Origin of the sequence: Aquidulcibacter sp., from assembly GCF_044346625.1 — a bacterium.
Lineage (GTDB): Bacteria > Pseudomonadota > Alphaproteobacteria > Caulobacterales > Aquidulcibacteraceae > Aquidulcibacter.
Genome location: NZ_JBIIYV010000001.1, coordinates 143431 through 162270, shown reverse-complemented (window position 1 = coordinate 162270; position 18840 = coordinate 143431). Strand labels below are relative to the sequence as shown.

The window sequence follows — 18840 nt, the reverse complement described above, 5'->3', positions numbered from 1 at the left end:
CTGAGAGGTAGCCCTTCCTGAAGTAAACAAAAGTGATAGCCCCTTAAGCTGCCTTTTTCGCAGCCTCGCCGCTAAAGCGGCCATAGAAGGTTTCGCCGTTTTTCGCCATGTCTTTCAAGAGCTTGTTTGGCTTAAAGCGGGGGCCGTACTTCTTGGCTAAGCGCTCGGCTTCAGCAACGAAATTGGCGATGCCGATGCCGTCCATGAAGCTGACAGTGCCACCGGTGTAAGGGGCGAAGCCCCAGCCGAGGATGGAGCCGATGTCGGCGTCGCGTGGGTCAGTGATGACGCCTTCTTCAAAGCAACGCGCAGTTTCTAGGGCCTGACGATAGAGAAGGCGGTTCTTATACTCCTTCACCATGGCAGGATCAGCTTCATGCACTTTGGTTGCCACAACCGAGGTCAGGCCTGGCCAGATCGCCTTGGTGCCATCTTCCTTATAGTCATAGAAGCCCTTTTTGTTCTTGCGACCAAAGCGGCCAAGCCCTTCGACCATTTCTTCAATGATCAATTGGCTAGGCGTCGCCACCCATTTGTTGCCAAGGTCCTTCTTGGTTTGCTGACCGACCTTATAGGCAAGGTCGAGGGCAACTTCATCGGCCATGGACAAAGGCGGAACCGGCATACCGGTCATGCGACCAACATTTTCAATGATGGCTGGCTTAATGCCTTCGGCCAACATTTCCTGGCCTTCTTGCACATAGGTGCCAAAGCAACGGCTGGTGTAGAAGCCACGGCTGTCATTGACCACAATCGGGGTCTTCTTGATCTTCAAGACGTAATCGACCGCCTTGGCCAAGGTTTCTTGGGTGGTCTTTTTGCCCATGATGATTTCAACCAGACCCATTTTATCGACAGGGCTGAAGAAGTGGACGCCGATGAAGTTCTTGGGCCGCTTGGACGCGGTCGCTAGGCCCGTGATCGGTAGGGTTGAGGTGTTGGAACCAAACACAGCATTAGGGCCCATCATGGCTTCGGCCTTCTGGGTCACATCGGCTTTGATTTCGCGGTTTTCAAACACGGCTTCAATGACCAGATCCGACTTCTTGACGTGGGCATAGTCGGTGGTCGGTGTGATGAGCGCCAAGACGGCATCGGCCTTTTCTTGGTTCATTTTGCCGCGAGAGACCGCCTTGTCGAGCAATTTCTTGGAGTAATCCTTGCCCTTTTCAGCAGCCTCTTGGCTTTGGTCGATCAGCACCGTCTCAATGCCAGCCATCGCTTGGACATAGGCCACGCCTGCGCCCATCATGCCGGCACCCAGAACGGAGACCTTTTTGATTTCATATTTGTCAAAGCCTTGAGGACGGTTGGCGCCCTTGGCCAATGCTTGGGTCGACAAGAAGAGCGAGCGCACCATTGCTTTCGCAGATGGGCTTGCCATATTTTTCAAGAAGTAGCGCGTCTCAATGCGCAAGGCCGCATCCATTGGCACTTGAATGCCCTCAAACACGGCGCTCATAATCGCCTTTTGGGCGGGGTAGTTGCTGTAAGTGGTCTTCGACAACATCGCATTGCCGCCGACAAAGGCCATGCCGCCGCCGGGGGAGTATGGGCCGTCTTTCACGCGGTAGCCTTTAACGTCCCAAGGCGCGACTGCCGTTGGATTGGCCAGCACCCAAGCCTTAGCTGCTGCGACAGTTTCACCCGCTGGCACGACCGCACCAACAACACCTTTTTTCAAGGCTTCTTGTGGGTTCATGCTTGCACCTTGCAGTAGATGCGGCATGGCATTCATCACACCGATCAAGCGGGGCAGACGCTGGGTCCCACCAGCACCAGGCAGCAGTCCGACTTTGGCTTCTGGCAAGCCGAATTGGATTTTTGGATTATCGGCTGCTACGCGGTAGTGGCAGGCCAGCGCGATCTCGAGACCGCCGCCAAGTGCCAGGCCTTCAAGCGCACAAGCAACTGGCTTGCCGCAGGTTTCAAGCGCGCGTAGCGAACGGTTCAGGCCAAAGCCCTGTTCGAACGACTTCTTCAGCTTCTCATCTTCAGACAGCTTCTTGTCGGCATCCATGCTGCCGCTACCGATTTCACCGAGGTCAGCGCCAGCGCAGAAGCCATTGTCTTTGCCGGAATAAAGCACGGCACCTTTGATCGCGGCATTGCCTTTGATCTCAGCGACCAATTCGCCCATTTCCTTCATCACGCCACCGGTGATGGTGTTCATGGTCTTACCGGGAACGTCAAACGCGATGTGCAACACGCCATCGGCATCGAGGTTGGTTTTGAAATTTTCCATAAGACTATCTCCAAAATTCAGGGTCTTGGCCTCCCCATGGGGCAGGCGGCACGCCAGAAAGCGGGCAGCTGGGCTGCCCGCGCCACAAGTTAGGTGGGCCTCAAACCCGCTGGATAATGGTGGCGGTGCCCATACCTGCACCGACGCACAGGGTGATCAGGGCGGTTTCTTTGCCAGTGCGCTCAAGCTCATCCAGCACGGTGCCGAGGATCATGCCGCCGGTCGCACCCAAGGGGTGACCCATGGCGATGGCCCCGCCGCACACATTGATTTTGTCGTGTGGGATGTTTAGGGCCTGCATGAAGCGCAGGACGACCGAGGCAAACGCTTCATTGAGTTCATAAAGGTCAATGTCTTCTGGTTTCATGCCAGCTTTAGCGAGTGCCTTACGGGCTACAAATTCTGGACCTGTCAACATGATCGAAGGCTCTGAGCCGATCGAGGCCATGGCAACGATCTTGGCACGTGGCTTGATCCCCGTGGCCTTTGCCATTTTCTTATTGCCGATCAGAACAGCCGAAGCGCCGTCAACGATGCCAGAGCTGTTGCCAGCATGGTGCACGTGATTGATGGCTTCCAATTCTGGATAGCGCTGTTGGATGATGGCATCAAAGCCTGGCATCATAGTGCCTTGGGCGATGAAGCTGGCGTCCAGCGAGGCCAAGCTCTGCATGGTAGTGTCAGGGCGCATGTGCTCGTCATGGGCCAAGATGATGGCACCCATTTGATCTTTGACCGGCACGATGGAGTTGGCAAAGCGGCCTTCTTTCCAAGCGGTTGCAGCGCGCTTTTGGCTCTCAACCGCATAGGCGTCGACGTCATCGCGTGAGAAGCCGTACTTCGTGGCAATCGTGTCTGCACCAATGCCTTGTGGCGCAAAGTAGGACTTGATCGCGATGGAGGGGTCAGAGGCCCAAGCGCCACCGTCAGAGCCCATGGGCACGCGGCTCATGCTTTCAACACCACCGCCGATTGCCATATCAGCTTCACCGGAGATGACTTTCGCGGCTGCCATGTTGCAGGCTTCCAGGCCCGAAGCGCAGAAGCGGTTGATCTGCACGCCAGCGGTGGTTTCGGCATAGTCAGCGTTCAGCACGGCGATGCGCGCGATGTCGCTGCCTTGTTCGCCTACAGGGCTCACGCAGCCCAGAACGACGTCATCGACTTTGGACGTGTCCAGATTGTTGCGGTCCCGAATGGCCTGCAAGGCTTGGGTGGCAAGGCTCAAAGCCGTTACTTCATGCAACGAACCGGTATTGCGACCTTTACCCCGGGGGGTGCGGACTGCGTCATAGATAAATGCTTCGGCCATTTTGGCGCTCCCTTTGTTATACGTCTGCTTTAATCTGCAAGGGCGTGATCGCCAAGGCAGAAGTGGCTTTGGCGGAGATTTTTCCCCGACAATCATAGAGGTCAGCTTCAGCGAACATGACGCTGGGACCTTTGTTGGTGATGCGTGCGGCGACCTCGATCTTGCCGACCCGGACGGGGCGGAGATAGTGGACGTGCAAGTCAATCGTACTGGCAAAGCTTTTGGGCGCGACTTTCAACATCGCCATCATGCCCATCACGTCATCCAGCATGGCAGAAAGAAATCCGCCCTGAATATAGCCTGTTGGATTGGCAAACTCGGGCTTGCCAGCAAATTCCACCCGTGCGGTGCCCGTCTTCACATCCATCTCAATCAGTTGAAATCCCAAAGTCTGTGAACTTTGGGAGGGCTGCTTCATGCCAATGTCGAGGAAGGTTTGGGCGTGGTCGCTCATTGGCCAATTCTCACTGGGCAGGCCAAGGAATTGCCAATATAGCAAGCCTTATGGGCTTTGTGGTGCAATAGATCCATGTCGGCAGCACCTGGAATATTGTCGCCACCCCAGCTGATTTTGGGGTTCAGCACCACTTCGACAAAGCGCTCTACACCCGCATCATCCTTGCCCAAGGTACCGAAGGGGGCATCCTGATAGCTGTCGACGATGAAGCCCGCCTGTTTAGCAAAAGCCAAAAAGAACATCATGTGGCAGCTGGCCGTGGCCGCGACCACCATTTCCTCGGGGTCGGCAGCAGGCACCGTATTGGAGGGCAGGGGCAAAGCGGTGGTTACAGCCAAACCTACACCACCATCAAAGCTTGCCTGATGCGTGCGGGCGTATTTGCCGTCCGTGAAGACAGCGCCAGCGCGTTCCCACAAGATGCTGGCGGTGTGGGAACTCATGCCTTGGCCCCATCCAGCAACAACTGGACTTCATAGGCCATCAGGCCTGTGGTCAATTGCTCAAACAAATAGGCGCGGTGTTCAGGGACGCTATCGGCCTGCATGTCCTCAATCGTTTCTTGAAAGCTCTCAACAGCCAGTTGATTGATTTCATCTTCGGTGGCGGCATGGGCCAGGGCCAAGCGAACCGAGAGTGCGCGCAGGTTATCATCGCTCGGCTCAGGGTTGGCCTCGATCAGTGCGAGTGCATCGGCGATGGCGGAATTGAGGGGGTCGTTCACAAGGTTCTCGCAATCAACACTTTCATGACCTCATTGGCCCCGCCGTAGATGCGCTGAACGCGGCTGTCGCGCCACATGCGAGCAATGGGCATTTCATTCATATAGCCCCAGCCGCCGTGCAATTGCAGGCACTCGTCCATTACTTCGTTCTCAACGTCTGAAACCCAATATTTCGCCATGCTGGCGGTGGCTGGGTCGAGCTTGCCTTCCATCAGCAATTCTACGCAGCGATCACAGAAAGCGCGCGCCACCGTTGCTTTGGTTTTGCATTCGGCCAGTTTGAACTGGGTATTTTGGAAATCCATGATCGACTTGCCAAAGGCCTTACGCTCTTTGACATAGGCGATGGTCTCGGTCAGCGCGCGCTCCATGCTGGCAACGCCTTGGATGCCGATTTGCAGGCGCTCGCTGGCTAATTGCTCCATCAATTGGATAAAGCCCATGCCTTCAACTGGGCCCAACAGATTAGACGTTGGCACGCGGACTTCGTCAAAGAAGAGCTCAGAGGTGTCCTGTGCATCTTGGCCGATTTTGTCCAAGTTGCGACCCCGACGGAAGCCTTCGACTTCTTTGGTTTCTACAACGATTAGGCTCGTACCCTTTGCCCCTTGGGTCGGGTCGGTCTTGGCTACCACGATGATCAAGTCAGCCGTCGCGCCATTGGTGATGAAGGTCTTAGAGCCATTGATCACATAGTGATTACCGCTTTTCACGGCGGTGGTCTTAATGCCTTGCAAGTCAGAGCCAGCACCGGGCTCGGTCATGGCAATCGCGCCAACCAACTCGCCCGAGGCCATTTTAGGCAACCATTTTTGCTTCTGTTCTTGGCTGCCATAATGTTTTATATAGGGCGCGATGATGGCGTTGTGTAAAGGCAGGCCAAAGCCATCAATGCCCATGGTGCCCATGACGTCCATAATCACCGCTTCATGACGGAAATCGCCACCGCCGCCGCCAAATTCTTCAGGCATCGAGACACAGAGCAGGCCTGCTTGACCGGCTTTGGTCCACATCTCGCGGTCGACAATGCCATTCTCACGCCATTTTGCGCAAACCTCTGGAGGCGCCTCTTTAGCAAAGAACCCACGCACGGAATCTTCGAACATCGTGAGTTCTTCACTATCGCGCCAAACGGCTTTCGGCATGGTGATGGCTGTCATGGTGTTAGTCCTGCATAGGTTATGTTGATTGAGGTTTTGCATTTGCAACTTGGCGTGGAAAAATTCTTCTATTGAAGTCAAAAAGATGAACAACCGCAAGAAACGCCAGTGCGCCTAATGCTCCAGCGGGTAAAGATGGGATTAGGACAAAAACTGCGAAAATGAGTGCCGCGGCAATTCCCTCATTCTTTATTAGCGCAAACAAAAAGCCCAGCGCCATCGCAGCGACGCTAAAGCAAACAGCACCCACTATCGCGCCGCTGCTATACTTTGCTAAACCTGACTGTCGGTTCTCTGCCAAGAATATTGATCCGAAAATCAAGCAGAAAACTGAAACAATAAAGCTGGTTGTTAACAACTTGTCCGCAAAGTCCGCATTGGCACTTTCGAAATCTTCCAATTTAGTAGCGCCCCCATCTGGGGCGGCTGTAAGAACGAACGAAAGAAGCGAAGGAAAAGCAAAAAACACAGCCGTAGCAACAATGCCGCTCACAATCGCGCCGAGAACGACGCCTAGCAAAAGGTAAATCCTCCCGCCTTTGACATCTTTATTCCGCACCATGATCGTCATAGGTTAGGGCTCCCAAAATCAAACTTTGTTCCCAATGAATGGGGTTTGATCAGCGCACGCCCTGTCCTCCCCTGCGAAGCGGGGGAGGGGGACCATGCGGAGCATGGTGGAGGGGGCATTTTGCAAGGCTGGCTATGCAAGTTTCCCTCCTCCGTCAGCTTCGCCGACCCCACCATCCACTAGGGAGGGCAATTTACTCATTGCTCTTGCGGTTACCACTTCTTCTATCGCCCGCAAGACACCGGCACGATTTTCCAACACTTGGTTGTTCCATACCCGCATAACGTGCCAACCCTGCGCTTCTAAAAATGCCGTTCGCTTGGCATCGTAGGATTGGTCTGCGTCAGACATGTGAGTTCCACCGTCCACTTCTAGAACGAGTTTGGCTTCGACGCAGGCAAAGTCTGCGATGAAAGGACCAATTGGGTGTTGGCGACGAAAGTGGTAGCCATTGAGTTTCTTTCCTTTGAGGCAGCCCCAGAGAGACGCCTCGGCCTTTGTTAGCGTGCGGCGCAGGGCTTTTGCAAAAGCGCGTGATCTTTGTTCTAGTTCGCGCATTTCCCCCCTCCACCGCGCTTTGCGCGGTCCCCCTCCCCCGTAAACGGGGGAGGATAAAGATTAAAACTCCTCAGCGCTCAATGCCATCACTGGCCCTGCACCGGTTTTGACTTTGGCCAAGTGACCGGCAATTTCTGGCAAGATGCGATCGACGAAATAACGCCCGGTCTTGATTTTGGTGTCATAGAAGGGCTCGGTACCCGCCTTGGCATAGGCGGCTTTCGCCATGAGCGCCCACATATAGGCAAGGCCGGTTAGGCCAAACACATGCAGATAATCGTGGCTGGATGCCCCGGCATTATCAAAATTGCTCATGCCATTGGCCATCAACCACATGGTGGCGTCTTGCAATTGGGCACGGGCAGAGGCGAGGCCAGCGATGAAAGGTGCGAGATCTCCGTCGCCTTCATGTTCAGCCACAAAGGCGTCGATCTCTGCAAAGAAGGTTTGGATGGCCCGACCGCCATTGGCAGCCAGCTTACGACCGACGAGGTCGAGGGCTTGGACGCCATTGGTGCCTTCGTAAATCATGGCGATTTTGCTATCGCGCAGGAATTGGCTAGCCTGATAATGCTCAGTAAAGCCCGAACCGCCATGCACTTGCAAAGCGTCAGACGCGTTCTTGTGGCCCTTATCGGTCAAATAGGCTTTGAGGACCGGGGTCAAAAGGCTCATATAATCGCCAGCTTTTTGGCGGACAGCTTCATCGGGGCTCTTGTGCAAGAGGTCGCCGTAAAGTGCGGTCCAGTACAAGAAGGCCCGACCGCCTTCGGTGTGGGCCTTAATGTCCATCAACATGCGACGCACATCGGGGTGCACTAAAATATTGTCGGCTGGCTGGTCAGGCTCTTTCGGGCCGGTCAGGCTGCGGCCTTGGCGGCGATCCTTGGCAAAAGCCAGCGCTGCTTGATAGGCAGATTCGCCGATCGCCATACCTTGCAGGCCGACGCCGATGCGGGCCTCATTCATCATCACGAACATGATGGACAGGCCTTTGTTAGGCTCACCAATCAGATAGCCAGTGGCTTCTTCATATTGCATGACGCAAGTGGCATTGCCGTGAATGCCCATTTTCTCTTCGAGGCCGACGCAAGCTACAGTATTACGCTCACCCAAGCTGCCATCGGCGTGAACGATGAACTTCGGCACGATGAAAAGCGAGATGCCTTTGACGCCAGCTGGTGCGCCTTCAAGGCGGGCGAGGACCAAGTGAATGTGGTTGGCGGTCATCGAGTGCTCGCCACCCGAGATCCAGATTTTCTGGCCTGAAATCTTATAGGTACCATCCGCTTGAGGGACAGCCTTGGTGCGCAAGAGACCCAGGTCCGTGCCGCAATGAGGCTCGGTCAGATTCATCGTGCCTGCCCATTCTCCGCTGGCGAGCTTGGGCAAATAGAGGTCCTTTTGCTCGTCCGTGCCGCCTTCGTGAATGGCCGAATAGCAACCATGGGTGAGGCCTGGATACATGCCGAACGCCATGTTGGACGAGGAGGTCATCTCGCTATAGGCCAGATTGACCACATGAGGCAGGCCTTGGCCGCCATAATTTGGGTCAGCACTCAACAGGGGCCAACCAGCTTCTACCAGTGCATGATAGGCTTCGGTGAAACCTTCAGGTACAGTGACTGTGTTATCTGGGTTTAGTTTGCAGCCTTGCTTGTCGCCGACCGAATTCAGCGGCGCTAGAACATTTTCGCAGAATTTCGCGCCCTCTTCGAGGATTTGGTCGCGCACATCCTTTGGCGCGTCTGCAAAGCCTTCGAGGTTTGAGAAACGGTCGATCTCTAAGACATCATCAAACAGAAACTTCATGTCGCGAATTGGTGCTTGATAACCCATAATCTGTCTCCCTTAGTAGCCGTCGGCGGCTGGGGGTGTGTTGAAGCAAACCCATCCAGCCGCTGGCCAAACCTTGTTTTGTCGAAGTGCTTTATTTTGAAGGGCCCTGAGCAGGCCTTGCCTTGGCTTTTTTTTAAGACGCTTTTTCGTTGAGATAAGAGATGTCTTCGCCATCGAGGCGCGCGCGCGCGACCGCATCATAAGCTGAAGCCCCAGCAACAGCGAGATCGGCCGGAGCCTTCGCCAATTGCTCATTCAGCCATTGGACACCATTTTCTAAGGTCTCGATCGATCCTACAATGTCTTCACGCTGCCGCTTCAAAAGTTCAATTTGCTTGATGTACTTGTCGTGCGTGCGCTGCATCTGGGTGCGTTGATTATCCCCCAGATCATAGAGATCGATCATCTCGCGGATTTCCGATAGCGAAAACCCGACCCGCTTGCCGCGCAAAATCAGCTTCAAGCGGGCGCGGTCACGCACCGAATAATGCCTGTTGAGACCATCCCGTGCCGGGCTGAGCAGCCCCTTATCTTCATAGAAGCGCAAGGCGCGGGCTGTGGCACCAAATTCACGCGATAACTCGCCAATCGTCCAAACCCTGTTTTTCTCGGTTTGATCAGACATAAAAGACCTCCAGAGGTGACCTTGCAAACGCGTTTGGCTTACGTTTACGCACACGTCAAGTAAAATCTTAGTGTTACCGGCCCCACAGGATTGGGGAATTGCCCGTTTTGCTACCCCGTTTGGACGAACCCACGTGCGTTATCCTTTGAATTCAGCTTTGTTGCGTAAGCGAAACAACGAGACTGGGGTAAATTAGTGGTGCGTACGAAACTGTGGAGTGTGACCTTAGCCTTTTGTGGGCTGGTGATTTTAGCAAGTGTATCTGCAGAAGCTGGGGCGTATCGACGTCCGATGGATGCGGCCAAGGTGGCCGCGCCGATCCCAAGTCAAGAGGATGGATCAAGCTATCACGATCAAAATGGGCGCATTTCCCCACGTAGCCGCACCACCCCGGCAGGCTATCCCGCAGAGACCGAAGTCAACTTCGCTTGGAATGGGATGGAGGGTCCAGCCTATGGCTATGGCTATACGCTCAATCTGCCAGCAGATGGCAATTGGCGCTTCATTGAACCACGCTGCTATGGCAGTCGCACGGGTCAAGTCTGTGTTGATGCGCATTGGGTGCGCCGCAAGCCCGGCCGTTGTGAAGAGGTGTCGGCCCACAGCGTTCGTCGTGGTAATTACATCCGCATGGTCCCGCCGGGCCCGGTATCTGGTTGTCGGCGCTAGGACTGGCCTCACGCGGTCAAACCCGCTAACAACGCCCTATGCTGGATGAACAAGATCAGGCGCGGGACGCCTTTTGGATGGCGCGTGCTTTAGAGCTTGCTGAGCAGGCTGCCCGATTGGGCGAAGCCCCGATTGGTGCCATTGTCGTCGACAGCAAAACCCAGACGTTTGTGGCCGAGGCCCACAATGAACCAATTACTTTGCACGACCCGTCCGGTCATGCGGAGATACTGGCCATAAGGCGCGCAGGGATTGCTTTGTCCAACTATCGTTTAGCGCCCGAATTGACGCTGTATGTGACGTTAGAGCCTTGTACCATGTGCGCAGGTGCCATCAGTCATGCCCGTATCGCCCGCTTGGTCTATGGGGCTTCTGACGCGAAAGGCGGGGCGGTAGAGCATGGGGTGTGCTTTTTTGAGCAAAAGACCTGCCATTGGCGACCGAAAGTCACCTCCGGTGTCTTGGCGGAACCTTGCGCAGAGATATTACGCACCTTCTTCCGTGCGCGGCGCTGATACTGCCCTTCTTATTCGTGGGGGGAATCACTAGATAGGTGTGCTCAAGGAGCCCTCTCTATGTCAGAAATTCGCCACGCCCCCGTTCTTATTATTGGTTCAGGGCCTGCCGGCTATACGGCCGCTATCTATGCCGCCCGTGCCATGCGCCAGCCCGTGCTGGTTGAGGGACCCCAACCCGGCGGACAGCTGACAATCACCACGGAAGTTGAAAACTATCCGGGCTTTGCCGATGTTATCCAAGGGCCTTGGCTGATGGAGCAAATGCGCGCCCAAGCTGAACATGTCGGCACGCAAATCATTTCTGACTGGATCATGGAAGTCGATCTGACTAGCCGTCCGTTCAGAGCGATTGGCGATGGTGGCCAAGTCTACACAGGCGATACCTTGATCATTGCGACGGGCGCGCAAGCCAAATGGCTGGGCCTGCCCGAAGAGCAGGGCTTGTGCGGCTTTGGCGTGTCGGCTTGCGCCACTTGCGACGGTTTCTTCTATCGCGGGAAAGAAGTGGTGGTGATCGGCGGCGGCAACACCGCAGTTGAAGAAGCTCTGTTCTTGACCAATTTTGCCAGCAAAGTGACATTGGTACATCGCCGTGACGAGTTACGGGCAGAGCGCATTTTGCAAGACCGCTTGTTCAACCATCCAAAAGTGGAAGTGGTTTGGGATAGTGCGGTGGAAGAAATCTTATCGGATCCCGAGCCTAAATCGGTAACGGGCGTGCGCTTGAAGAACCTCAAGACTGGCGCACTTTCAAACCTGCCAGCACATGGCGTGTTTGTCGCGATTGGTCACAAGCCTGCGACGGATTTGTTCATCGGCAAAGTCGCGATGCGCGATAATGGCTACATCATTGTTGAGCCTGGCACCACGCGTACCAATGTAGCTGGTGTGTTTGCGGCAGGTGATGTGGCCGACGAAACCTATCGCCAGGCCGTTACTGCAGCTGGGTTGGGCTGCATGGCTGCCTTGGAGGCAGAGCGTTTCTTAGCAGAGCATGGCCAAGAGGCTGTCACCACCGCCTAGGTTTGCCCGCTCTAGGAAAGGCACCTTCCAGCGCAAGGGCTATCACGGCCTTGTGAAGCAATGCTCTGCGCTATTCACGCTCCTGTGCCTTGCGCACGTAGGCCAGCGCCCCATATGCACCCCACTACCGCAGTCCGGGCCCCTCTGGCGATCAAGGCGTTGATCGTGATGTCGGATTGATTGTTCTCGCGGAAGACGCAGCCAAGATGAGGGGACCGGGGCCAATGGATGCCTTGCCTTTTTTAACCGCCGTATACGCGGGCCAGCCAATTTGGCTGTGGCTCGCCTTTTTGTCGTTCATTGGTTTCTTGTTGTGGTTAGACCTTGGGGTCATCAACAATAAGGACGGAGTGGTTTCGGCTTCAAAGTCTGCCAAAATGTGGGCGGCTTTCGCCAGCCTTGCTATCGCGTTCGGCGCCTATGTCTACTTCATATACGAGCCCGATCCGAAATATTACAACAGCCCCGACAATTTGAACCAACAAGCAGTAATCCAGTATTTTACTGGGTATCTGCTGGAGACGGCATTGGCTTTTGACAATATTTTTGTCATCGGGATGATCTTCACATTCTTTGCCGTACCACGCGAATATCAGCACCGCGTGCTGTTCTGGGGTATCATCGGCGCAATTGTGTTCCGTGCGATTTTCATCAGCTTGGGCTCTGCCGTGGTGAATGAATTCACTTGGGTGCTCTATATCTTCGCGGCCTTCTTGATCTTCACCGGCTACAAGATGCTGTTCGGTGGTGATCATGAGATGAAGCTAGAAGACAACCCTATCTTGAAGTTCATCAAGAAGCGCATGCGCGTTACCGAGACAATTGAGAACCACAACTTCTTCGTCAAGAAGCCGCATCCAGATGGTTCGGGCAAACTGGTTATCTGGGCCACGCCTTTGTTCTTGGCCCTGATGATGGTTGAAATCGTCGACATCATTTTTGCCGTCGACAGCGTGCCTGCAATTTTTGCCGTCACCCGCGACCCGTTTATCGTTTATACCTCCAATATCTTTGCGATCTTGGGGCTGCGTTCGATGTACTTCATGTTGGCTGAAGCAGTCGAGCGGTTCAAATATCTGAAATATGGCTTGTCATTGGTTCTGGTTCTGATCGGCTGTAAGATCATCTGGAACTTCGGACTGTCTAAAGAACTGAAAATGGTGCCCTACATGGAGCCACATTGGTCGCTTATTGCGACGCTGCTCCTGTTGGGTGGCTCGATTGGCTACTCCTTGTGGCGGACCCGCAAAGTCGAGCCCAAGCCTGCCGAGTAATCTCGCAGGCTTGTGGAAAATTGAATCAGGGCGGGACTGAATGGTCCCGCCCTTTTTGTTATCAGAAGTCTGAGGGTGGATTGGTCCTAGACGGCAATGGACTGTCGCAGCCCCGACGACGATCACAGACCTCTTTGTTTGGTTCCCGAATTTGCTCAATCAGCATCACCATGAGGACCATAATCATGACGAGAATGGCCATGATAGCTTCAAAGCTGATGGGCAGGGCGGCTCGGATTTCGGCCAGCCACTTCTTCCGAGAGTTGCCGTCCTCGACCATTAGTTCAGTCGAGCGACAACATAATCGGCGAGATTGGCCAGTAGTGCTGGGATGGCCCCTTCGGGCAGGCGCGCCAAAGCCGCCTTCGCTTCGGTGATATGGCCGCGGGCCTCATCCAAAGTAGCCTCAACAGCCCCACGCAGGCGCATGGTTTGGATCGCAAAAGCCAGATCCTCGTCCTGATGCTTGCGGGCCAGAACGCGTTGCCAGAATAGGCGCTCTTCGCCTTGCGCGCGCTCTAAAGCGATGATCAGTGGAAGGGTGGCTTTGCCTTCCCGGAAATCGTCACCGGTATTTTTCCCCAAGCTTTGGGTTAGGCCGCCATAGTCCAAAGCGTCGTCGACCAATTGAAAGGCGAGGCCCAGCTTCAATCCGAAAGTAGCCAAAGCGTTTACCATCTCATCAGGCGCGTCTGCGGTGATCGCGCCGGCTTCACATGCGGCAGCAAACAAAGCGGCGGTCTTGGCCTCAATAACTTGGTAATAGCGTTCTCGGCTGGCTTCGCCGCGATTGGTGGTTGCCAGCTGCAGGACTTCACCTTCGGCAATCGTGCTTGCGGCTTTGGCTAGAATATCCAGTACCCTTAAGGAGCCTGTTTCGACCATCAGATTGAATGCGCGTGCAAACAAGAAGTCGCCAACCAATACGCTCGCCTTGTCGCCCCAAATCAGATTGGCAGCCCGCTTACCACGTCGTAGTGACGACCCATCGACTACGTCGTCATGCAGCAAAGTGGCGGTGTGGATGAACTCAACGGCGGTAGCGAGCTTAACCGCCGCCAGCCCGCCGCCGCCGCAAGCACTTGCCGCTGCGAGCGTTAGGAGCGGCCGCAAGCGCTTGCCGCCAGCATCCACCAAATGGTGAGCCACATCCGGGATGAGACCGACAGGGCTGTCCATCCGTGCGACGATCTCAGCTTCAGTTGCTGCCAATTCTGGTGCCAACACTGCCGCGAGCGCTTCGGTCGGATTAACCGTCACGGCATGAACTGGGCGGGTGGTGACGTTCACGACAGCTTTTTCCTTATTAGTCTTTTGTTTCCATGCCCTCTTGAGGGGGCTTGGGTCAAGCATCCGCTGCTTCCAACCTTGGCGTTCAAAACAGTTTAGTTGACACTGGTCTATTTTGCCGTCTCAACCAAGCAACTTCGCAAGTCTTTTAGATATAGGCTCAGACGCCCGCATGACCGAAACAACCCATGATATATTCCTCAAAGGGGCGTTGACCATAGAACAACCCAGCAAGGGCTATCGTGCTGGGACGGACGCTGTTTTATTGGGCGCCGCTGCCGCCTCAATTCCGTTCCGAACGGCTTTGGAAGCGGGCTGTGGCGTGGGTACGGCGCTCCTCAGTCTCGGATCTTTACGCGCCGATTCGAAGCTGCGCCTAACAGGGCTTGAAAAGGACGAGGCAGCTTGGTCCCTTGCTGAGGCAAATGGCACCCGCAATCCACTTCAGTGCGAAGTTAACTTTGTGCTGGGTGATGTTTTGGCACCAGACGAGGCCCTGCTTGGCCAATTTGACCTTGTGTTTTCTAATCCCCCTTATTTCGATGATGATCTGGCCATCCGCGATCCAGACGAGTCGCGGCAAGCTGCCCATATTCTAGGTGCGCCTTTAGATGCGTGGATAAAAGGCATGCTGGCGATGACAACGCCCAAGGGAAGGTTCTTGATGATCCACCGGGCGGACCGACTGCCCGATATTCTGGCCGCTCTTCGAGGCAAGGCAGGCGATATTGGGGTTTGCCCAGTGCGTCCGCGGGCGGGGGATCCCGCCAAGCGAGTTGTGGTTTCAGCCCGCAAAGGCTCGCGCGCGCCGCTGCGCCTTTTGGCCGGGATCGATATGCATCCGCCAGTGGGTGATGGACGGTTTAGCTTAGCTTATCAGGCAATTTGTGATGGAGGGGTCTTAGCCGTCTAGACCTGGCGTCAACTTCATCGTAACCCCTTCCCAACAGCGGCAAGCCGATAGAACAGCCGCGCAATCATAATGCTCAGGAGTGACCATGACCGACGTGTCTGCTTTATTTCAGCCCCTCACCATTCGCGGCGTGACGATACCGAACCGAATCGCAATGGCCCCGATGACGCGGTCGTTCTCGCCAAACGGCGTGCCGGGACAAAATGTGGCCGATTATTATGCGCGCCGGGCCGCGGCCGATGTCGGCCTCTTGATCACAGAAGGTACAGTAACCGACCGGAAGGGGGCTTCAAACGACGCCAATGTTCCCCGTTTCCATGGCGATGATGCGTTAGCTGGCTGGGCGAAAGTCGTTGAAGACGTCCACGCGCAAGGCGGCAAGATCGCGCCTCAGATTTGGCACCAAGGCATGATGCGCAAGCCAGGGACTGGCCATTATCCCGAGGCACCAACCGACAGCCCTTCAGGCCTGACCCACACCGGTAAATCAGTCTTGCCAGTGCCCACCACCGAAGAAGTTTGGGACATGGTGCAGGCCTATGCCCGCGCTGCAGGCGATGCTGCCAAATTGGGCTTTGATGCCGTCGAAATCCATGGCGCACATGGCTATCTGATCGACGAATTTTTCTGGGACGTCATGAACGTCCGCACTGATCGATATGGTGGATCGCTGCCAGAGCGTGCGACCTTTGCTGCTGAAATCGTTGCAGAATGTCGCAAGCAAGTCGGCCCTGATATGCCCATTATCTTACGCTTTTCGCAGTGGAAACAACAAGACTACACGATCAAACTTGCCCATACACCACAAGAACTCGAAGCCTTCTTGGCACCCATCGTAGCTGCGGGCGTGGACATGCTACACTGTTCGCAACGCCGAGTTTGGGAAGCTGAATTCCCTGATGTCGATGGCGAGAATGGCTTGAACTGTGCTGGTTGGACCAAGAAGGTCACGGGCGTGCCAACCATTACGGTGGGCTCCATTGGCTTGTCGAGTGATTTTGCCGGCTCGTTCCGGGGCGAAGGTTCTGCCAAAGCACCACTTGATGATGTCGTCCGACGCTTGGAAAAGGGCGAATATGACATGGTCGCCATCGGCCGGGCTTTGCTGCAAGACCCCGAGTGGGCCAAGAAGGTCAAAGAAGGCCGTACCGATGATCTGATGGATTATGACGGCAAGGCCTTGGCGACACTGTACTAGGTCACAAAATGGGTGTGGGCCTGACCGCAGAGTTGGGCCCGCTTCTCATTATGTCGCCGTTGCGAGCTCATCTTCCGCCTTAGCCGCGCGCATTTCTTCTGCTTTGGCTTCAACGAGCTCAACGATGTGCTCAATCATGCCGTCGTTAGAGAGCTTGTGATGCGCCTTCCCGGCCATATAGATCATCCCGGCTCCCTTGCCGCCGCCCGTAAAGCCCAAATCGGTATAAAGCGCTTCACCGGGGCCATTGACGACACAGCCAATGATAGAGAGCGAAATCGGCTCTGACACATGCGACAGGCGGCTTTCCAAAGCTTCGACCGTGCGGATCACATCAAACCCTTGGCGGGCACACGATGGGCAGGCAATGATATTCACGCCACGCGTGCGCAGGCCTAGGCTTTTGAGAATATCATAACCGACGCGCACCTCTTCTTCAGGCTCTGCCGACAAGGACACGCGGATCGTATCGCCAATGCCTGCCCAAAGAAGCGAGCCAATGCCAATCGAAGACTTCACCGTGCCAGAGCGCGCTGCGCCAGCCTCTGTAACGCCTAGATGTAGCGGGCAATCAATCGCCTCAGAAAGCGCCTGATAGGCGGCAACCGTCAAGAAGGTGTCGGACGCCTTGACCGAGATTTTGAACTCATGAAAATCGAGCTCTTGCAAGATACGCGCATGGTCGAGCGCGCTTTCCACCATAGCTTCGGGGCAGGGCTCGCCATATTTCTCAAGCAAATCAGACTCAAGAGAGCCCGCGTTTACACCGATGCGGATGGAGCAGCCATTGTTGCGAGCGGCGCTGACCACTTCGCGGACTCGTTCCGCAGAGCCAATGTTACCAGGATTGATGCGCAGGCATGCGGCACCTGCCTCCGCCGCTTCAATGGCTCGCTTATAGTGAAAGTGGATATCGGCCACGATCGGCACTTGCGCCGCGCGCACGATGGTTTTGAGGGCGGCAGTTGATTCTACATCTGGGCAAGACACCCGAATGATATCGACCCCGACCTCTTCGCAGCGGCGGATTTGGTCGATGGTCGACCCGGCATCAGGGGTTGGCGTATTGGTCATGGTTTGAACGCTGATCGGCGCATCGCCGCCAACGGCCACTGTACCCACCATGATCTGACGGGACTTGCGCCGCACAATGGTGCGCCAAGGGCGGATATGTTCCAGACCAGTCGCCACGTCGTAACCTCTTGTTTCTCGCGGTTTATCAGATCATGTTCAGCATGACGAAATTACGCCTACTGCTGGGAATTGAACCATCAGATGAGCCTGTCCGTCAACCAGACAAAAAACGTCTGGAAAACTATAGGACGGCTTTGACTGAAGTTCCAGTCACGTGCCTGTGCGGCACTTTACTGAGTGACAGGGCCGACGACTTTGGCTGGCGCAGAAGTAGCCGTTACTGGAGCGGCAGTTGGCGTGGCCGCTGGCTCATTTGTTGTGTTGCTTGAGCTCGTACCCCTGGGAGCCGTCGTTCGGGTGGCTGCAGGCTCATCACTTGCCTGTTGTGCAGCAAGCTTGGCAGCTTCTGCTGCAGCTAGAGCCGCGGCTGCATCAGCTTCAGCCTTTGATTTCGCGATCGCGATCGCCTCAAAGTCTGGCACACGCCAATTTACGACCTTTTTTCCAGCTTCGCCGACCAAGGCAGTCTGGCCATAACCGCTGGCCTCCAGCACACCGCCAAAGGGCGAGGATACGAACCAGCGGCCCAAGCCATCGGTCGAAATGCTCTCATCCTTACGCAGAATCCGGTCAGTCACCAGTGCGCCATCTTCGCCGCGAAGGGTCACCCGCACGTCTTGCAGGGCCTTTAGGGTCGACAAAGGTTGTACATCGGCAGTTGCTTGCGCTGGCCCTTTCGGCTGAGACTCAGCCCACGCTTTGATTGTCTCATCCGGCGGCGCGACCACGTCCACCGGCTGAGGCTTTATTGCGTGCAAGCTAGCCCAAACGACCAGCCAACCTAACAAGGCAAGCGCTACAACCGCACCAACAGGGGCGACAAATTTTGAAGGCTGGGTCGCAATTTCAGATTCCCGGCGGCGCTGGACAGGCTCCCAAGCGTCGCGAAACTCGCTGACAAGGCCATCGCAATCGACAAGGCCCAATAGCTCACCATAAGCGCGCACATAGCCCAGCGCATAACCAAGGCCGGGTAGCTTTTGAAATTGCATGGACTCGATCGCGGCGACCTGCTCTGGTTTTAGCTTCAGGGCGGCGGCTACTTGATGGATGGACAATTCCTGATCGCGGCGAGCTGCCTGCAGCCGGGCCCCTGGACCATCTGCATCTGGATTATCGACTGAGCCCACCAGACGCAGATGTCCACGCCCCGAGTGGAGCGCTTTAGCTGCATCTAGCGTACGTGCGGCCTCTGCCGGACTCATCGTGTCAATCCTTAATCTTTAACGCCACCACAATGCGGGCATTTCGTTTAGATTTCATTAGCGTG

At 55.5% G+C, this 18840-nt stretch carries 20 protein-coding genes; 6 read left to right on the top strand and 14 right to left on the bottom strand.

Features of this window, described 5'->3' with window-relative positions; translation table 11 throughout:
* Positions 1-43: 43 nt before the first annotated feature.
* The 10 genes from ACIQ20_RS00730 to ACIQ20_RS00685 form a co-directional block, all read right to left on the bottom strand.
* A complete protein-coding gene (locus tag ACIQ20_RS00730) occupies positions 44-2245 on the bottom strand; it encodes a 3-hydroxyacyl-CoA dehydrogenase NAD-binding domain-containing protein (protein WP_395776441.1) in 2202 nt (733 codons plus the stop codon).
* 100 nt (positions 2246-2345) lie between these two features.
* Complete coding sequence (locus ACIQ20_RS00725; RefSeq protein ID WP_395776439.1) at positions 2346-3557, bottom strand: acetyl-CoA C-acetyltransferase; 1212 nt, start codon at positions 3555-3557, stop codon at positions 2346-2348.
* 16 nt (positions 3558-3573) lie between these two features.
* Positions 3574-4011: a PaaI family thioesterase gene (locus ACIQ20_RS00720; RefSeq protein ID WP_395776437.1), complete on the bottom strand. Its 438-nt coding sequence runs from the start codon at positions 4009-4011 to the stop codon at positions 3574-3576.
* On the bottom strand, positions 4008-4457 hold the full coding sequence (locus tag ACIQ20_RS00715) for an OsmC family protein (protein WP_395776435.1): 450 nt from the start codon (positions 4455-4457) through the stop codon (positions 4008-4010). The genes ACIQ20_RS00720 and ACIQ20_RS00715 overlap by 4 nt, the downstream gene beginning before the upstream one ends.
* Positions 4454-4738: a hypothetical protein gene (locus tag ACIQ20_RS00710; RefSeq protein ID WP_395776433.1), complete on the bottom strand. Its 285-nt coding sequence runs from the start codon at positions 4736-4738 to the stop codon at positions 4454-4456. The genes ACIQ20_RS00715 and ACIQ20_RS00710 overlap by 4 nt, the downstream gene beginning before the upstream one ends.
* Positions 4735-5898 carry an acyl-CoA dehydrogenase family protein gene (locus ACIQ20_RS00705; RefSeq protein WP_395776431.1) on the bottom strand — a complete coding sequence of 388 codons (1164 nt, stop codon included), beginning with the start codon at positions 5896-5898 and terminating at the stop codon, positions 4735-4737. Before ACIQ20_RS00705 ends, ACIQ20_RS00710 begins: the two co-directional genes overlap by 4 nt.
* A 19-nt stretch (positions 5899-5917) precedes the next feature.
* The gene (locus ACIQ20_RS00700) at positions 5918-6469 is read right to left on the bottom strand and encodes a hypothetical protein (RefSeq protein WP_395776429.1); all 552 of its coding nucleotides are present in this window, start codon (positions 6467-6469) and stop codon (positions 5918-5920) included.
* A 132-nt stretch (positions 6470-6601) separates the two neighbouring features.
* Positions 6602-7027 (bottom strand): endonuclease domain-containing protein, encoded by a 426-nt coding sequence (locus ACIQ20_RS00695; protein WP_395776427.1) that lies wholly within the window; start codon positions 7025-7027, stop codon positions 6602-6604.
* Between the two features lie 60 nt (positions 7028-7087).
* The gene (locus tag ACIQ20_RS00690; protein WP_395776425.1) at positions 7088-8866 is read right to left on the bottom strand and encodes an acyl-CoA dehydrogenase C-terminal domain-containing protein; all 1779 of its coding nucleotides are present in this window, start codon (positions 8864-8866) and stop codon (positions 7088-7090) included.
* 133 nt (positions 8867-8999) lie between these two features.
* Entirely contained in the window at positions 9000-9491 is a 492-nt protein-coding gene (locus ACIQ20_RS00685; RefSeq protein WP_395631849.1) for a MerR family DNA-binding transcriptional regulator, read from the bottom strand.
* A gap of 195 nt (positions 9492-9686) precedes the next feature.
* Here ACIQ20_RS00685 and ACIQ20_RS00680 point away from each other — a divergent pair, with 195 nt between their 5' ends.
* The 4 genes from ACIQ20_RS00680 to ACIQ20_RS00665 all read left to right on the top strand — a co-directional run bounded on the left by ACIQ20_RS00680 (position 9687) and on the right by ACIQ20_RS00665 (position 12975).
* Positions 9687-10160, top strand: coding sequence for a hypothetical protein (locus ACIQ20_RS00680; protein ID WP_395776423.1), 474 nt, complete (start codon positions 9687-9689; stop codon positions 10158-10160).
* A gap of 38 nt (positions 10161-10198) precedes the next feature.
* Positions 10199-10675 carry a tRNA adenosine(34) deaminase TadA gene (gene tadA / locus ACIQ20_RS00675; RefSeq protein WP_395776421.1) on the top strand — a complete coding sequence of 159 codons (477 nt, stop codon included), beginning with the start codon at positions 10199-10201 and terminating at the stop codon, positions 10673-10675.
* Between the two features lie 60 nt (positions 10676-10735).
* Positions 10736-11701, top strand: a complete 966-nt coding sequence (gene trxB, locus ACIQ20_RS00670) for a thioredoxin-disulfide reductase (RefSeq protein WP_395776418.1) — start codon at positions 10736-10738, stop codon at positions 11699-11701.
* A 224-nt stretch (positions 11702-11925) separates the two neighbouring features.
* On the top strand, positions 11926-12975 hold the full coding sequence (locus tag ACIQ20_RS00665; RefSeq protein ID WP_395776416.1) for a TerC family protein: 1050 nt from the start codon (positions 11926-11928) through the stop codon (positions 12973-12975).
* Positions 12976-13036: 61 nt separating this feature from the next.
* Here the strand turns inward: ACIQ20_RS00665 and ACIQ20_RS00660 are convergent, their stop codons facing one another.
* Both ACIQ20_RS00660 and ACIQ20_RS00655 read right to left on the bottom strand, forming a co-directional pair.
* The gene (locus ACIQ20_RS00660; protein WP_395776414.1) at positions 13037-13255 is read right to left on the bottom strand and encodes a hypothetical protein; all 219 of its coding nucleotides are present in this window, start codon (positions 13253-13255) and stop codon (positions 13037-13039) included.
* Complete coding sequence (locus ACIQ20_RS00655; protein WP_395776412.1) at positions 13255-14265, bottom strand: polyprenyl synthetase family protein; 1011 nt, start codon at positions 14263-14265, stop codon at positions 13255-13257. The genes ACIQ20_RS00660 and ACIQ20_RS00655 overlap by 1 nt, the downstream gene beginning before the upstream one ends.
* A 172-nt stretch (positions 14266-14437) precedes the next feature.
* Between ACIQ20_RS00655 and ACIQ20_RS00650 the strand changes: the two genes are divergently transcribed.
* A complete protein-coding gene (locus ACIQ20_RS00650) occupies positions 14438-15178 on the top strand; it encodes a tRNA1(Val) (adenine(37)-N6)-methyltransferase (RefSeq protein WP_395776410.1) in 741 nt (246 codons plus the stop codon).
* 85 nt (positions 15179-15263) lie between these two features.
* Entirely contained in the window at positions 15264-16376 is a 1113-nt protein-coding gene (locus tag ACIQ20_RS00645; RefSeq protein ID WP_395776408.1) for an NADH:flavin oxidoreductase, read from the top strand.
* Positions 16377-16424: 48 nt separating this feature from the next.
* Here the strand turns inward: ACIQ20_RS00645 and ispG are convergent, their stop codons facing one another.
* Both ispG and ACIQ20_RS00635 read right to left on the bottom strand, forming a co-directional pair.
* Entirely contained in the window at positions 16425-17567 is a 1143-nt protein-coding gene (gene ispG / locus ACIQ20_RS00640; RefSeq protein ID WP_395776406.1) for a flavodoxin-dependent (E)-4-hydroxy-3-methylbut-2-enyl-diphosphate synthase, read from the bottom strand.
* A 173-nt stretch (positions 17568-17740) separates the two neighbouring features.
* Entirely contained in the window at positions 17741-18775 is a 1035-nt protein-coding gene (locus ACIQ20_RS00635) for a helix-turn-helix domain-containing protein (RefSeq protein WP_395776404.1), read from the bottom strand.
* Positions 18776-18840: the final 65 nt, after the last annotated feature.

Coding starts and splice junctions, on each gene's coding strand:
- ACIQ20_RS00700 (WP_395776429.1), bottom strand. CDS start 6,469: ATGACGATCATGGTGCGGAATAAAGATGTCAAAGGCGGGAGGATTTAC.
- ACIQ20_RS00715 (WP_395776435.1), bottom strand. CDS start 4,457: ATGAGTTCCCACACCGCCAGCATCTTGTGGGAACGCGCTGGCGCTGTC.
- ACIQ20_RS00665 (WP_395776416.1), top strand. CDS start 11,926: ATGGATGCCTTGCCTTTTTTAACCGCCGTATACGCGGGCCAGCCAATT.
- ACIQ20_RS00720 (WP_395776437.1), bottom strand. CDS start 4,011: ATGAGCGACCACGCCCAAACCTTCCTCGACATTGGCATGAAGCAGCCC.
- trxB (WP_395776418.1), top strand. CDS start 10,736: ATGTCAGAAATTCGCCACGCCCCCGTTCTTATTATTGGTTCAGGGCCT.
- ACIQ20_RS00725 (WP_395776439.1), bottom strand. CDS start 3,557: ATGGCCGAAGCATTTATCTATGACGCAGTCCGCACCCCCCGGGGTAAA.
- ACIQ20_RS00635 (WP_395776404.1), bottom strand. CDS start 18,775: ATGAGTCCGGCAGAGGCCGCACGTACGCTAGATGCAGCTAAAGCGCTC.
- tadA (WP_395776421.1), top strand. CDS start 10,199: ATGCTGGATGAACAAGATCAGGCGCGGGACGCCTTTTGGATGGCGCGT.
- ACIQ20_RS00705 (WP_395776431.1), bottom strand. CDS start 5,898: ATGACAGCCATCACCATGCCGAAAGCCGTTTGGCGCGATAGTGAAGAA.
- ACIQ20_RS00650 (WP_395776410.1), top strand. CDS start 14,438: ATGACCGAAACAACCCATGATATATTCCTCAAAGGGGCGTTGACCATA.
- ACIQ20_RS00690 (WP_395776425.1), bottom strand. CDS start 8,866: ATGGGTTATCAAGCACCAATTCGCGACATGAAGTTTCTGTTTGATGAT.
- ACIQ20_RS00645 (WP_395776408.1), top strand. CDS start 15,264: ATGACCGACGTGTCTGCTTTATTTCAGCCCCTCACCATTCGCGGCGTG.
- ACIQ20_RS00730 (WP_395776441.1), bottom strand. CDS start 2,245: ATGGAAAATTTCAAAACCAACCTCGATGCCGATGGCGTGTTGCACATC.
- ACIQ20_RS00660 (WP_395776414.1), bottom strand. CDS start 13,255: ATGGTCGAGGACGGCAACTCTCGGAAGAAGTGGCTGGCCGAAATCCGA.
- ACIQ20_RS00695 (WP_395776427.1), bottom strand. CDS start 7,027: ATGCGCGAACTAGAACAAAGATCACGCGCTTTTGCAAAAGCCCTGCGC.
- ACIQ20_RS00685 (WP_395631849.1), bottom strand. CDS start 9,491: ATGTCTGATCAAACCGAGAAAAACAGGGTTTGGACGATTGGCGAGTTA.